This window comes from Pseudomonas bananamidigenes, from assembly GCF_001679645.1.
GTDB lineage: Bacteria > Pseudomonadota > Gammaproteobacteria > Pseudomonadales > Pseudomonadaceae > Aquipseudomonas > Aquipseudomonas bananamidigenes.
This window is the reverse complement of sequence record NZ_LRUN01000043.1, coordinates 1-13,928: the sequence shown is the minus strand read 5'-3', so window position 1 is coordinate 13,928 and position 13,928 is coordinate 1. Positions and strand designations below refer to the sequence as shown.

Annotated in this window: 14 protein-coding genes; 11 read left to right on the top strand and 3 right to left on the bottom strand. The window is 52.7% G+C overall.

Annotated features, from left to right (window positions below; all coding sequences use genetic code 11):
- Window positions 1–208 precede the first annotated feature (208 nt).
- From BBF94_RS15955 to BBF94_RS15930, 6 genes are all read left to right on the top strand, one after another.
- Window positions 209–493, top strand: coding sequence for a hypothetical protein (locus BBF94_RS15955; RefSeq protein WP_065259948.1), 285 nt, complete (start codon window positions 209–211; stop codon window positions 491–493).
- Window positions 490–762, top strand: coding sequence for a DUF3077 domain-containing protein (locus tag BBF94_RS15950; protein ID WP_065259947.1), 273 nt, complete (start codon window positions 490–492; stop codon window positions 760–762). Before BBF94_RS15955 ends, BBF94_RS15950 begins: the two co-directional genes overlap by 4 nt.
- Window positions 759–3,674, top strand: a complete 2,916-nt coding sequence (locus BBF94_RS15945; protein ID WP_065259946.1) for a DUF927 domain-containing protein — start codon at window positions 759–761, stop codon at window positions 3,672–3,674. The genes BBF94_RS15950 and BBF94_RS15945 overlap by 4 nt, the downstream gene beginning before the upstream one ends.
- 94 nt (window positions 3,675–3,768) lie before the next feature.
- Window positions 3,769–4,626, top strand: coding sequence for a hypothetical protein (locus tag BBF94_RS15940; protein ID WP_065260002.1), 858 nt, complete (start codon window positions 3,769–3,771; stop codon window positions 4,624–4,626).
- A 54-nt stretch (window positions 4,627–4,680) separates the two neighbouring features.
- On the top strand, window positions 4,681–4,869 hold the full coding sequence (locus BBF94_RS15935; protein ID WP_065259945.1) for a hypothetical protein: 189 nt from the start codon (window positions 4,681–4,683) through the stop codon (window positions 4,867–4,869).
- A 62-nt stretch (window positions 4,870–4,931) separates the two neighbouring features.
- Window positions 4,932–5,297 (top strand): histone-like nucleoid-structuring protein, MvaT/MvaU family, encoded by a 366-nt coding sequence (locus BBF94_RS15930; protein ID WP_065259944.1) that lies wholly within the window; start codon window positions 4,932–4,934, stop codon window positions 5,295–5,297.
- A gap of 47 nt (window positions 5,298–5,344) precedes the next feature.
- Here BBF94_RS15930 and BBF94_RS15925 read toward each other — a convergent pair whose 3' ends face one another.
- The 3 genes from BBF94_RS15925 to BBF94_RS15915 are packed head-to-tail and all read right to left on the bottom strand — an operon-like array spanning window position 5,345 to window position 6,890.
- Entirely contained in the window at window positions 5,345–5,632 is a 288-nt protein-coding gene (locus BBF94_RS15925; protein WP_065259943.1) for a hypothetical protein, read from the bottom strand.
- A complete protein-coding gene (locus tag BBF94_RS15920; RefSeq protein ID WP_065259942.1) occupies window positions 5,629–6,351 on the bottom strand; it encodes an N-acetylmuramoyl-L-alanine amidase in 723 nt (240 codons plus the stop codon). The genes BBF94_RS15925 and BBF94_RS15920 overlap by 4 nt, the downstream gene beginning before the upstream one ends.
- Entirely contained in the window at window positions 6,351–6,890 is a 540-nt protein-coding gene (locus tag BBF94_RS15915; RefSeq protein ID WP_065260001.1) for a PAAR domain-containing protein, read from the bottom strand. Before BBF94_RS15915 ends, BBF94_RS15920 begins: the two co-directional genes overlap by 1 nt.
- 626 nt (window positions 6,891–7,516) lie before the next feature.
- Between BBF94_RS15915 and BBF94_RS15910 the strand changes: the two genes are divergently transcribed.
- The 5 genes from BBF94_RS15910 to BBF94_RS15890 all read left to right on the top strand — a co-directional run bounded on the left by BBF94_RS15910 (window position 7,517) and on the right by BBF94_RS15890 (window position 13,771).
- Complete coding sequence (locus BBF94_RS15910; RefSeq protein ID WP_065259941.1) at window positions 7,517–10,405, top strand: SEFIR domain-containing protein; 2,889 nt, start codon at window positions 7,517–7,519, stop codon at window positions 10,403–10,405.
- 240 nt (window positions 10,406–10,645) lie between these two features.
- Entirely contained in the window at window positions 10,646–10,864 is a 219-nt protein-coding gene (locus tag BBF94_RS15905; protein ID WP_065259940.1) for a hypothetical protein, read from the top strand.
- 205 nt (window positions 10,865–11,069) lie between these two features.
- The gene (locus BBF94_RS15900) at window positions 11,070–11,738 is read left to right on the top strand and encodes a DUF4145 domain-containing protein (protein ID WP_082302419.1); all 669 of its coding nucleotides are present in this window, start codon (window positions 11,070–11,072) and stop codon (window positions 11,736–11,738) included.
- A 1,075-nt stretch (window positions 11,739–12,813) separates the two neighbouring features.
- A complete protein-coding gene (locus BBF94_RS15895; protein WP_065260000.1) occupies window positions 12,814–13,026 on the top strand; it encodes a YegP family protein in 213 nt (70 codons plus the stop codon).
- Between the two features lie 379 nt (window positions 13,027–13,405).
- Window positions 13,406–13,771 (top strand): DUF6124 family protein, encoded by a 366-nt coding sequence (locus BBF94_RS15890; protein WP_065259938.1) that lies wholly within the window; start codon window positions 13,406–13,408, stop codon window positions 13,769–13,771.
- Window positions 13,772–13,928: the final 157 nt, after the last annotated feature.

Below are 13,928 nucleotides of genomic sequence, written 5' to 3'. Positions count from 1 at the left end.
CCATTCGCTTGGTAACGAACGTGGCAGCTCCTCAACAATAGGAGCTTCGCCAGATGCACGCCCTCAATCCGTCCAAAATTCGCGCCGCTGCACACCGTGCAATGGCTCTCGCCGCTTTACACGCCAACTCCAGCCTCGCTACACGCCTCTCCCGCTACAACGCTCACATGGCCAAAGCCCGCGCACTCGAAACCGCAGGCGGTGCCCAATGAACAGCGCCCTGAGTTTTGCCCTGCCCGAAGATCTGCTCTGCGTGAATCCAACCGCAGAAGCCGGTGTACCCATCGACGCTATCACCTGCGCCATTGCCCGTGCCGACTCGGTGCTGACTCTGCTGGAGGATCACTTCGAAAACGAATCCTCGCGCCTTGCCAATCATGTGATTGCCGCCGTCCTCTGGGACGTGCGCGGCACCCTCGGGTTGATCAAAACGCTGGCCATGCACGGTGACACCACTTCAACACCTGCCGTGCAGAAAGGCGGTGCGCTATGAGCATTTCCACCACTCCGGGCCACGCTACCTTTTCTCGCGTTAATGCCACCGACCTGAAGCTGTTTCGGGTGAATGCCGGTGTACCCGTCGAAGACGCACTGGAGATGGTGTCGTTGCTGCAGCATCACGCGAACCAGCTCAATTTCGACGCTGCCATGAGTGACCACGGCGAGCGCTTCAGTTGGCCCGCCTTGTACCTGGGCGAGATGGCCAAAGCGCTGATCGACGACATCAACGACGCGCTGTTTCTGCCGAGGGCTGACATATGAGCGAACGCCCGAACAGCACCGCGAAACGTCCAAGGTTTGCCGATGTGAAAGCTGCCGCGCTGAAAGGCATTGATCGTGTCTTATCGCACTGGCTGCCCAACGGCAAGCGCGTGGACGGCGGCAAGGAATACACCGCCCCGAATCCGACCCGCAGCGACAAACGCGCCGGATCGCTCAAGGTCAATTTGAGCAAGGGCACCTGGGCGGATTTTGCCACCGGCGACAAAGGCGGCGACCTGATCGATCTGGTGCGCTATCTGGACGGCGGCACCGACGTTGAAGCCTGCTACAAACTGGCGGACTGGCTGAACGTTGCACCCGGCGCCGCCAAGATCATGGCCACCCCGAGTAAGCCCAAGGCGCCGACATGGAACGCCATCCAGCCGATCCCGGCCGAGGCCATGAACAAGTGTCCGGCCAAGCACCGTGAACACGGCGTGCCGTCCAAGGTGTGGATCTACCGCGACCTGCAGGGTCAGCCGCTCATGGCGCTGTATCGTTTCGACCTCGGCCCGGATGAAGACGGCAAGCCGAAGAAGGTCTTTGCGCCCCTGACATGGTGTCAGCGCGCCGATAGCCAAACCCAGCAATGGCGATGGCAGGGGCTGCCGGATGCGCGCCCGCTGCTGCGCCTTGATGAACTGACTCAGCGCGCTGATGCACCAGTGGTTTTGTGCGAAGGCGAGAAAGCTGCGGATGCCGCCGCCGAGTTGCTGCCGGACTACGTGGCCACCTGCTGGCTGAACGGCTCCAACTCCTGGCACAAAGCCGACCTGACGCCGCTCAAGGGACGCGACGTGTTGTTGTGGCCGGACAACGACGACAGCGGTAAAGCCTGCATGGCTATCGTTGCCGAAAAGCTGCGCGAAATCGGCGCCGCTTCGGTCCGGGTCATCGCGCTGGAGGTGTTCAAACGCAAGCCGACGCTGAAGAACGACCGCGCCGCGTTTGCCAAGGGTGGTCAATGGGATGACGGCGACGATGCCGCCGATGCCCTCGACAAAGGCTGGACCGCCGGCCACTTCACCGCGCTGGAAAGCGGCGGCGAGCTGTTCGGTGTGATCGAAGAAAAACCGCTTGCCCAGGTCGAACCCAAGCAGGAACCAGAGCCGGAAGCGAAACCTAAAGCAGCAACCAAGCGCCCGGCAAAATCGAAAAACGATCTGATGCCCGGTGGCTTTCGACTGACGCCCGAAGGTGTGTTTTATGCGGGCGACGACGGTGAGGCACGTCCGGTGTGTTCGCCGCTGGCAATCCTTGCGCGTACCCGTGACGAAAAAGGCCACAACTGGGGCTTGCTGGTCGAGTTCGACGACCCCGATGGCACCAAGAAGCGCTGGAACATTCCGGCGCGCACCATGACCGGCGACTTCGGCAAGGATGTGCTCGGCCCGCTGGTAGACATGGGGTTGCGTCTGGCCGGCAGTCGTTCGGGTCGCAACGCACGCAACGATTTGCAGAGTTACCTGGGCGGCTTCGACAGTGCCCAACGTGCGCGTCTGGTCACTCGTTTGGGTTGGCATGACAACGCCTTTCTGTTGCCCGAGCAGCAGGTCGGCATGCACGCGGAACACTTGCACTTCTACGAGGCCGGCGCGCAACTTCCGCCGATCAGCGAAGCGGGCACGTTGGAACAGTGGCAGCAGCAGATCGGCGTGCTGTGCATCGGCAATCATCGCTTGGCGTTTGTCGTCGGCGTGGCCTTCGCCGGTCCGTTGCTGCACATGCTCGGCCACGAATCGGGCGGCTTTCACCTGTACGGCGACAGCTCCGGCGGCAAGACCACCCACCTGCAAGTTGCCGCATCGATCTACGGAGGCCCGCGTCTGGTGCGCTCGTGGCGCTCGACCGACAACGCGCTGGAGTCGATCGCTGCCGCGCATTCGGATGGACTACTGGTGCTCGATGAAATCGGCATGTGTGATGCCCGGATCATCGGCGAGACGGTGTACATGCTCGGCAACGGCACCGGCAAGGCCCGCGCCAATGATCGAGGCCAAGCGGGCCGACAGGTGCAGGAGTGGCGTTTGCTGTTTTTGTCCACGGGCGAGAAGACATTGGCGCAGCACATGGCCGAAGCAAACAAGGAGCTGAAAGCCGGCATGGAGGTGCGCATGCTCGCTGTCCCGGCCGATGCCAGCAAAGGCCTTGGCATGTTCGACACGCTCAACGGTTTCGAAGACGCCGCCGCTCTGTCCGACGCACTCAAAGCGCGGGTGGCGAACTACTACGGCACCCCACTGACCGCCTTTCTGACCGCACTGTGCGAACCCGGCAAGCGCCACGGCTGGGCGGCAATCCTGCGCCGCACGCTGGAAGGCTTTATTGCCCAAGCGCTCCCGGCGTCCGCCAGCGGTCAAGCACACCGTGCCGCCGCTCGCTTCGGCCTTGCAGCTGCCGCCGGCGAGCTGGCCACCGCGATGGGCATTACCGGCTGGCCGGAAGGCACCGCCACCACCGCCGCTCGGGTGTGCTTGAACGCCTGGCTCCACGAGCGCGGAGGTGCCGGTAACTTCGAGGGCGATGCGATCTTGGCGCGGCTGCGCCAGGTCATCGAGCGCTTCGGCGAAAGCCGTTTCACCCGCTGGGAATCGGCGGCCGCCAAGATTGACGAACACGGCCCGCGCACCATCGACCGCCTCGGCTTTCGCAAGACACTGGAGCACGGCATGGGCGACACCATGCACACCACCAACACCTACTACGTGCTGACCGAGGCGTGGCGCTCGGAGATCTTCCGAGGCATGAACTTAACGGCAGTGAACAAGGAGCTCCTGCAGCGCGGTGTGCTGGAACCGAGCAGCGACGGTAAGGCATCGAGTTTGGTGCGTCTGCCCGGCCTGGGCCAGCAGCGCTGCTACATCGTGAAAGTGATTCCGGGAACGGATGACGGCGAGGCACGGGCTGCCTGAGGGCAACGCTGCTGATCGAGGTAACGCCGGCTAATTCCCGGCCTCGCCAGCCGAATCACTCAAATCAAACTCATAAAGGACAACGAACATGACAATGAATGAACTGAAACATCAACTCGCCGCTTTGATTGCAGAGCAAGAAACCATTCAAAACAGTCTTCCCATCTTACACGCCGAATGGAGCAATGCGCCTAACAACTACAGTCCAATCGGCAACATGATAGGAAGCCCTGAAAGGAGTGCCGCCATGGACCGATACTCCAGTGCCGAATGCCGCTTGCGAGCAATTCCATCCGCGATCAGTCGTATCGAAGAGAAGATGGCTTACTTGGAGCGCATTGAGCACGTCGAAGAAATCAGGACAAAGTCGATCCAGACCATGTCCGAAGCGGCTGCCGAAGTCGAAACGCTGAAGCAGACACAATCGCATCTGAGCCAACGCCTTCAGACCATTCAGTCGGATGCGCAGCAATCGCTGGAGAAGGCACAGCAGGCAGAGCGAGATGCTGCAAGCCTGTATGCACGTAGCCTTGCGAGTGGTGATAGCGACGGAGAGAAATCCGCTAACAGCGAAATGCAGAAGGCAGCCAAACAACTCGCCGCCACCGATGAGCATGTCAGAAGACAGGAACTCATCATGGAGGCCTTGCAGGCTGAGCTCGACTCCCTTGAAGCGCAAATCGCCACTGCACAGCAGCGGGAGAACGATGCAAAAGAATCGGCCCTGAGCGCTGTAAAGCTGACTCTGGAAGAACAGTGGAACGCCGCTGCGGAACACTTGGTAGCCCTGGGCGCACGGATACTCGCGGCGGACTACGCCCGAGGGTACTCGGGATATGGTTTCTCCAAGCTCGATATACCTCAATTCGGTCCTTTCCATTTGGATCTTCGTCACTCAGACCTAGTCACCGCAGCCCGCTCCATCAGCGCAGAGGATCTGCTGGCCGCTTGAACCCGAAGCAGCCCGCTCACGCGGGCTGTTTAGAACCACATCAGGACAAAGATCATGATCACTCCAATACTGAGCAGCGCGAACTGGACCGACACTTTGAAGGCGCGAAAAAACCACCTGAATGCGCTGATGAAAATCGTGGACATCAAAACCGGCAAGGTCTCGAATGTTCAGACACTGACGGTCAACTTGATCAAGAACGAAATGAGCTACATCGAAGAGCAGTTGAAGGGGCGCAAGTGAGCTGAACTCCGTGCTGTAATACACTTCAGATAGATATCGCTAAAACACAACAAGGAATTCACATGTCCAAACTCGCCGAATACCGCCAGCTTGAGAAACACCTCGCCGAACAGCTTCAAGCTTTGGAAGCACTGAAGAGCGATGGCGCGTTGAAAAAAGAGATCGAGTTCGAAACCAAGCTGCGCGAACTGCTCGATCAGTACGGTTTCAGCCTCAAGCACATCATCAACCTGCTGGATCCGCAGAGCACGAAACGCGCTTCAACACCAGCGGCGCCACCTGGCAAACGCAAGCCTCGCGAGCTGAAGGCCTACAAGAATCCGCATACCGGTGAAGTGGTTGAAACCAAAGGCGGTAACCACAAGACGCTCAAAGAGTGGAAAACCAAGCACGGTTCCGACGAAGTGGAAAGCTGGGTTCGCAAATAACGCAGCTTGAGTAAAAGGCCTCTAAGAGGCCTTTTTTATCTGCTGAGCTATTTCTTCCTGCAAATTTCAACGTCATCTTGCGTTTTCAGATCGGTGTCGATGCCGAGCCGATACCTGCAGTAATCAACGATCCACTTACGCTCCTGCTCCGTGAGTCGTTCGACTTGACGAATCTCCCCGTCATTGGCGTGGATATTGTAAAACTTCATCTGAAACGTCGGATGCTTCTTGATGAACAGGATCGTTTCGATGTCCCCATCCTCAAGCGCTTCGTAATACCCAACGTAAAGCACTGTCACCAGAACCAGAACTATCAGGGCAATCAGTTTCTTCATTGTTGCGGCGCCGGAGGTGGGAGTAGTTGAGTTTTTGCTCTGAGATTCCTGACCAACTCCATGCCGATATTTCCGGGACAGATCTTGCCTTCAGATGCTTGACCTGGGTATTCCCGGTGACCGCCAAAATGCTTGATCACGAAGACACTCTTCAGCGCGTCGATCAGATGCATCAACGCGGTGATCTGAGCAGCAGGTATCACATTGGTCGTGCTGTATCCGAGGGTGTCGAGCGCAACCCGGCCCTTGGCGACCCAATCCCCGCCCTCTTCTGGTGTCGTTAGGTTCTCCAGCAACACAATGCCGATCAAGCCTGTATTGAATTTCAAGACACTCGAACCTTGAAGCCGAATGTCGCGCCCCTCGTAGACTTGCCCCGTGCAATCGATGCCGAAGTGATACCCGATATCGTCGTATTTCTGGCTTAGGTGCCCCTTCTGGATTTCCTGCATCTGCTCGGCACCAGGTGTGCAGCTATGGCTGCGGCCGGCGTGGTGGAGGGCGATCATGGTGTAGTCCCAGTCCATCACCATATCTGGCTTGCCCTTCACGGCCCCCCACGAAGAACGCTCTACGAACGTCGTGTTCAATGAACGGACCTTTTTGATGATCGCTTCGCGCGTCGCAGCCCGGTCATTTACGGTAATCGGTATCGGACACATGAGCTCGCCTGGCTTGATTTCCTGGGCGGTCGCTTGAGTTGCGAATAGGTTTGTCATCACACGCCCTCCGCCAGCTCATGGAGTGTACGTGCCGGAGCGCTGAACATGACGTGCAGCGAAATTTTCGCATCGGGGGACGGCGTCTTAACGTGAGCAATACCGTTAGCGTCGGTAATGCCTGTGGTTTCTACACCGTTGACCGTCGCCACGAAGTCACGGAAAGCCAACGGAGTACCCGTTTCGCTGTCGGTAACGCTGAACGCTTGACCGTAGGTCTTCTTGATCGCAAGAGGCATGGGAGGGACGAACGGAGCAGGCGTATGCGAATCACCGATGATTACGGTGCCGGAGCCGCCGACTACGACGTCACCATGCGTTCCGACAGTATCAACCAAAGCTGCGTTTTTCCCGTTGATAAAAACGGTCGCTGAGACGCCGGAAACCAACGCGCTACCGCACGTGCAGGTATCGCCCTTTCGAGCGGCGGCAAGACCATCGAAGAAAACATCGGGAGAGCCGGACGCAATGGATTGGGCACCGTGCCCTGGCATTGGGCAACTTGTCGGATCGGTTAAACGTGCTGCGGGCTTCGCCACAATTGACTCCTTGTCATGATCGTCTATGAACGCGACCTTATCAGAAATCAATAGACCCGGTCCGCCTGGGCTTGCGCAATAGCCAGTAGCATGGATTTCTGGGCCCCGGAATCTCCGCTTACGGCCAATAGCTGCCCTTCGCTGGTGGGCATAAATGAGCCAGAAGAAGACGTTCGATCCTCGATGATGGATCGGATAGATTTTCTGAGGAGTCCTTTAAAATACTGGCCAATACGACACCGCTAAATAAGTTGTACCAGTGATGTGACAGCGAGATTTTTCCTTCAGAGAATTCCACCTTACCTATGTAGCAATTTCAAAGCAGTCTTTTCGGCTCTAATGCGAACAAAACCAATACTGTCAAAATCACTCCTTCAGTGACGATGATAAATTGGCTCAGATGCGCACAAACGCCCATTTCAGCGTCGCTTCGGTTGTCAATTCAGACAGATGTAACGTCGATGCGTCCGAGTAGTCGAGTGAGAATAAACGAAAATTTGCCTAAATCACCTCGCTCGCTACCTGATGTCAATCTGGCATCGGGGCCATGATTCGTGTAACGATGGCCGACGAATGTCTCCAAGGGGTCGGAGACGCTTGCGAGCCTACGCGTTTCAAGGAGCCATATGCAGCCTACCAAGATTTTTATCAGCTATAGCTGGGACAGCGAAGAACACCAGAAGTGGGTTGAAGGTTTAGCAACAGATCTAGATGAATATCAAGAGTTTCATGTTACATATGACAAATTCGATCTAGATAACTTTTCCGATAAAAATCTTTTTATGGAAAGGGCGGTTCAAGATTCAGATATAATTATTGTCGTGTGCACTGAAATGTACAAACGCAAAGCTGAATCAAGAACAGGCGGCGTAGGCATTGAAACTTATTTGGCAATCATCCGCCATTGGGAGGAATCAGAGGCCGGCGCCCCTAGTAAAATACTAGTAGTCTCTCGAGAAAAATATAGTACTCCATTTTACCTGAGGGGCAAATTTCGTGTCGATTTTCATGATGATGATCTTTATCAAAAAAGCTTAAGCTTTCTTATTAAAGCTTTAACAAGAAAAACAAAGCTTAAACGTCCAGAAAAGAGGAAAAGTATAGAAAGCGGAAGCGCTCATTACAATTTCACTCGCGTAGAAGATATCCTTAGACTTAAGTACTCAAAAAGAAACGCCCTCATCACTACTGCCGAGGGCACTGACTTTTCCAATGGTAACCGCGTAAAGTTTGAGCTATGGGAAGTCAGCACACCATTCAAGTCTCATTTTTTAATTTTATATCCAAACATCACTATAACTCACACCATAAATAGATTCTGTAATTTATTAAAAGAAAAGAAAATCCACATCCCCAAGCTCACTCTTTTGCGCCCTGCCAAAGGAGACGAGTCACTAGTACAAAAGACAATCGATAGCAATGACCTCAACATAGAGTTAGTTGAACTTACTTACTCAGAATACATCTGGGAGTACTGTATCGACGAAAACTTGAGAAACTCTCCGCCTATTAGGGCAAACAAGTTTTATACCGATCAAGCGCTTCAGCATCTTGATGCATCTAATGAAAGTGATATAAAAAGCGACTCTGCCATTGGGTTTTTAACCGACAGATTGCTAAATGAAAACTCTTATTCGGGTCAGTTAGTTGTTGCTACCGGAGGCATGGGGAAAAGTACGCTATGCCATGAGCTAGCCATTGCACTTAATAAAAAATCCGCCGGGGAAAACGCAATTGTTTTAATAAAGGCCGAGTCTTTAAGAAATAATTTTTCAAGCGAATTCATTGCAAAAATTGAAATTCGCAGCTTATATGACTTATATGATTTGCACGCACAGATAAATAATCTGGAAGAAGTTTACGACAGAAATCAATTTGAACTTTGCTTGCTCTGTGGCAGAATCGTTATAATTATCGACGGGCTAGATGAGTTTGCTTCAATACTGCAAGAGCGATTTTCTTTACCTGATTTCCTCATGTCTATTCATGATTCACATCAGCAAATGGGAAGAAGCCAAGTAATCCTCACATCTAGAAATATGGCTTTTACCGAGAATGTTGCATTGGATGACATGGGAATTCAGACTCATGAGTTACTTGGCTTCGATGAGTCTTCCCGTGCTAAATATATTCGCAAGCGGTTCAATAAATACAATAAAACCGACGATCTCATTTCTTTATTTGATAGATACATTGATCAGCTCGAGCAATTCGGAGATCACCACAAACGTATAGTGCCCTTCTTCGTAGACATGGTCTCCACAATATTCGAAGAACAACTATCCGAACAAGGAAAAATATCTTTCGAAATCTCATCCGAAGACAAAGACTATGCTTGCAACTCTTCATTGACCGACCTTATTATATTTTCCGTTCTGCGCCGAGAGAAAACACGTCACGACATCGAATTAGAAACCAGAGAGTTTATTGAGCTGTTTTCTGAGTTGGCGGTTGAGCATGGAGAGGCAATACCTTGCGAGAAGCTTCGTGAAAAACTCACAATTTATTACGATGACAGCGCAGACCAACTTTACTCTAAAGTAGTTATAAATCCGCTATTAATCCAAGAGGGTAATCTTCTTAGATTTCGCTATCAATTTTTAAACGAGTACTTCAAATCACTCTTTGTAATCGCAGGAATACTGCGTCGCTCGTTGAGCAAAGACATGATTCAATGCCTAGCAAATACTAAAGATGACAGCCAGCAATCAATATCCGATGTAATAACTTATTTCTCTCAGGAAGATATTGAAATAGTTCATAACGCTTCGAAAGAAATGCTAAGCAAGGCGAAATCTTTGCTAGTTAGGGACGAGATCGAGCCTAGAGAAATTGAGTCGATAAAAAAGGCCATTGGGTCCTTGCTGAGCATTCACTCACGTTGTGGCCGTTTCCAACGGGCGGATCTTTCTAGAAGAGTAAGGGATCTTTATCAAGTTGCTCCAGACCTAGATATTGAAAGCAAGATCGAGGGTTTGTTCATCTATGGCGATTACCCCTCTTTAGACTTCTCAAATTTACAAATTTGGGACAGTGGGTTTTACAATTATGAAAACTTTATCACTTCAAAATTCAATGGCACAAAGTTTTATTATAGTGAATTTTCCAGCACCGGCGGAACATACACTTCAGACAGTTTCGACCCAACGATGTTCGATAGCACTTGCAAGCTTGGCGACCTCACTGACACCCTTGCCTTGGTAGAGCAATCTGCAAAAAGCAACAAAGCACTTTGCGAATCCGAACTGAAAAAATTCTTGAGAAGCTTTTTTAAAGGAGTTTCTTTTGTTGATCAGAAAACCATGTACATGCAATTTTCCGGAAAAATAGACAAGCTCAGCAAGCGCAATTTCGACTCACTCCTTCGCATGGGCTTGATCGAATTACAAGTTGTAAAAAATGTTGATAAGTTTTATGTGATTTCTGAAGGCTATCAAGATAGCGTGCATAGATTTCTAAATGACAACTTCATTGACGGAAAAATAAAAGCGATTGTAGATTATTTAAAATCGTAATTTTGAGCTCAGGGGGGCGGAATTGCCGCCCCCTCAACTCAAAGCAATGACGCAAGAGACTCGTAGAGCGGTCCAGTGATGGCTTGGATGTAGTAGCCCGCTTTCCCCCCCCCAACTGATTGGCTAAATTCTCAAATCATCTGCGCTGCGTAGCAATTTTTAAGCATCGACATCTAAGCCACTCTGCTGCGGCCGCTTGAGCTAAGCTTTGCGGGGCCCCTCATTGCCAGGATGGATCGCATGCCAAATAACTCAGATTCTAATATCGCCGTTGCTGACGCCCTGACATTGATCCTCCACAACCAGCATGCACTGGCGGCGGCAATCGAGGAGGTCGCCGTTTGGCTTTCAGCCAATGGCGTGGCAGTGGTTGCCAATAACGCTGTGATGGCTATGGAGACCTTAGATACAAATGCAATAGCGATCACGGATGCGATTATGCGGATAAGGCAATCCTAATCACGCCTTTGAAGGCAGCAATCGGCCAGAAGCAGACTCTCGAATGTTTCAAGGAAATTTGTGGCGATTCAGCAGCATGTAAACATTGACGCTGACTTTCACTTGGCCGACTGAAGCACGGGTTACCAGTGAAGGACGGCGTATAGCGTCGCGCATTAGGCTCGGATTAGATTAACAAAAACTACTGGATGATGGATTGGTATCAATGAGCAACGTTGATCGTACGCCAGGCTATAGAAAGGAAAGCTTTAATTGCCCACGCTGTGGTGCATTCGCCGGTATGAAATGGAATGATTTGCTCTTGAATAGCAATGAGTACGCCTCTGTATCCTTTTCGTTCTGTTCAGCTTGTAAAGATCCCAGTATTTGGATCACTGATGAGGGTGGCGACAGGCATGGCCTCATGCCTGGAATGCCGATGGAAGGACACCTAGGAAGTAGGATAAAGATGATTTTCCCTTCCGAGTGCATCGCACCCAAGGCGGAAGAGGATATGCCTGAGGGGATCAGAGCAGATTATGAAGAAGCTAGATTAGTTTTCAGCCACTCTCCCCGAGCTGCGGCTGCTCTGCTGCGACTGTGTGTACAAAAGCTCTGTGAGGAGCTTTTGGGCAAACCGGGCACAATACACAATCAAATAGGCGAGCTTGTGGAGTTGGGGTTGCCCAGTCGTCTGTTGAAAGCGTTCGATACCATTCGCATCTTCGGAAACGAGTCGGTACATCCTGGAACTGTCAATCTCAATGACAGCCCAGAGGTCGCACTAGCGCTTTTTACCCTGCTGAACATGGCAATTCGTCACTGCATTACAGAAGAGAAGGAGCTAGAGGCGATACGTGCGTTAACCCCTGAACATAAGCGGCGGGATATCTAGTAGCCACGGAGGTGATGTCTGTAGTCAGCGGCATAATAAAATACGTTCCAGGCATTGTAGAAGCCCGCAGGAAGGACCGCTTTTGGCCGTTAGCGGCCACTTGCGAACGGCCGCTTGTGGCCGAAAGCGGCCTGTTGCGACTGCCGGCCGGGAAGCACTCTACCCTCCTGCATCATAGGCATAACCTAGCTCGTTCCTCTTTCAAGCACCGGAAGCGTTACACCAGATGGATGAGTTACACGGCTAAAGATTGGCTTACGAAGCCGATGTAACACTGAAAATATTCAATAAATACAGTTGCTTAGCATCCATCGTTACACCAGTTACACGAGTTACACGAGTTACACCGCATTTTGAGGGGTACATACCCCCGCACCCCGTGTGCATCAATCCCACCAGCGAACATCAGGAGTCTCTCCCGCAATGTGCCGGGGCCCCTGAGGTTTTCTTCGAGACACGGGGGTCGGAAACCCGCGGGACTTTGTTAGCGGACAGGTGCCCAGCTTAGTGAACAGGTGAACCGGGTGAACACACAGTTCACCAGTGCAGTTGCACAATTGATGGAAGAACGCCGGGGACCCTGAGCGTTTCCGAATGACACGGGGCACAAAACCCGCAGGATCTTGAGACTGGCTGACTTTTTCGTATTGGTTGACAGGTTGACACGGTTGACGACCGAAGACGTGCGGAATCATCAACACGTCAGGCCATCGTTACCGAGGCTGTAACGATGGCCTTTTTTCAACGAAATCCTTTCGATTTCAATGATTGAAATTCAATAAGCTCGAAGTCGTGCCGCTAACAAGATCCCGCGGGTTTCCGACCCCGTGCATCGCGAAAAACGTCAGGGGCCCCCGCTACTTTGGCACCTAAAGACTGAGAGGTAATCACCCGCCACGATCAGAGAGTTTCCCGAAACGCCCGCTCCCTTCCTGGCACATAGACACGACTGTGATGAAGAAGTAGTGTCGCAAGGACCGACTGAGCAAATCCCTTTTGCTGTGGGAACTGCAAGGAGGCTAAGGAGGAGGTGCTGAATAGGTGCTTACTCTCACCCATTGAAGAGGGAATGATCATGAGCAGCGTTGCATACTTCAAAATTTATAAAGACACCGCAGGGGAATGGCGCTGGAGGTTCACAGCAAAGAATGGCAAGACCATCGCTGTCAGCTCCGAGGGGTACAACAACCTAGTCGACTGCGAAAGCTCTGTCAGTTTGATTAAGTCCGAAACGCCATCAGCGCCGGTGATTGGAGACGACGAGTACGATAAGCTCCGGAAAAAGTGATTACGTAAGCTTGGGGATGGTTCGGGATTACCCCAACAAGCTTGGGCGTGTATCCCATTCTGTATCCCAACTTTATAACCACATCCCCTGAGCCAATATTTACGGGTGGTTACCCGGCGAGTTCAAATGCCCCCGGCCCACCAACTCTCAACGACAAGGCCCGCCAAGTGCGGGCCTTGTCGCATCTGGGGATTCATATCTGGAGAGCGAGCTTCAATTTCTCTCCGCTTGCACCCTAGGAAATTTCCCTCAACCCCCGTCGACTTCCATGAACTACCCCCACCTTCCCCACCCGGTTACCCTCCACTCCTCGCAACAAACAGGTGAACGGCACTACCCCGCCGAAGCGCAAGGATCACCCCTCACATGGAGTCCGGTCATGAAAAAAGATACCCACGATCCATCCGAAGATTCCCCGGTTACCGAGTCCGGGACGGTCTCGACTTCCGATCGCCCCATTCCCGTTGTTCGCAGATGCGGTTCGCGGTTGCTTCCGGTGGATCAGATCCTGAGTGTGCGTCCCGACGTTGACCTGGTCTCGCTATTGACCCATGCCAGCCAGAATCTCGCGGCGCTGAATGTCATGGCGCATGATCTGGTTCATCGGCCGGATGAGGTGCAGCGTGCGCGGATTGTCGCGATGCATCAGTTGGCGGGGTTGGCGGAGTTGTTGGTGGGCAGCGCTCTGAGCAAGCTCGATCCATTACAGCCGCCAACCGATTCCAAGCCGGTTCTTTGCCACTGACCCTCTTGAAAGAGCCGCAATCCGCGGATATCAGGTCTTGATCTGGAGGTGTAGCGACATGAATTTTTCTTCACAGCCCCTTCACCATCAAACCTGTACAGTCCGCTCGCTCATTCAAGAAACTACGGTTCGCCCGCTCTCCTGCGGGCTTTTTTTT

Coding starts and splice junctions, on each gene's coding strand:
- BBF94_RS15955 (WP_065259948.1), top strand. CDS start 209: ATGAACAGCGCCCTGAGTTTTGCCCTGCCCGAAGATCTGCTCTGCGTG.
- BBF94_RS15950 (WP_065259947.1), top strand. CDS start 490: ATGAGCATTTCCACCACTCCGGGCCACGCTACCTTTTCTCGCGTTAAT.
- BBF94_RS15945 (WP_065259946.1), top strand. CDS start 759: ATGAGCGAACGCCCGAACAGCACCGCGAAACGTCCAAGGTTTGCCGAT.
- BBF94_RS15940 (WP_065260002.1), top strand. CDS start 3,769: ATGAATGAACTGAAACATCAACTCGCCGCTTTGATTGCAGAGCAAGAA.
- BBF94_RS15935 (WP_065259945.1), top strand. CDS start 4,681: ATGATCACTCCAATACTGAGCAGCGCGAACTGGACCGACACTTTGAAG.
- BBF94_RS15930 (WP_065259944.1), top strand. CDS start 4,932: ATGTCCAAACTCGCCGAATACCGCCAGCTTGAGAAACACCTCGCCGAA.
- BBF94_RS15925 (WP_065259943.1), bottom strand. CDS start 5,632: ATGAAGAAACTGATTGCCCTGATAGTTCTGGTTCTGGTGACAGTGCTT.
- BBF94_RS15920 (WP_065259942.1), bottom strand. CDS start 6,351: ATGACAAACCTATTCGCAACTCAAGCGACCGCCCAGGAAATCAAGCCA.
- BBF94_RS15910 (WP_065259941.1), top strand. CDS start 7,517: ATGCAGCCTACCAAGATTTTTATCAGCTATAGCTGGGACAGCGAAGAA.
- BBF94_RS15905 (WP_065259940.1), top strand. CDS start 10,646: ATGCCAAATAACTCAGATTCTAATATCGCCGTTGCTGACGCCCTGACA.
- BBF94_RS15900 (WP_082302419.1), top strand. CDS start 11,070: ATGAGCAACGTTGATCGTACGCCAGGCTATAGAAAGGAAAGCTTTAAT.
- BBF94_RS15895 (WP_065260000.1), top strand. CDS start 12,814: ATGAGCAGCGTTGCATACTTCAAAATTTATAAAGACACCGCAGGGGAA.
- BBF94_RS15890 (WP_065259938.1), top strand. CDS start 13,406: ATGAAAAAAGATACCCACGATCCATCCGAAGATTCCCCGGTTACCGAG.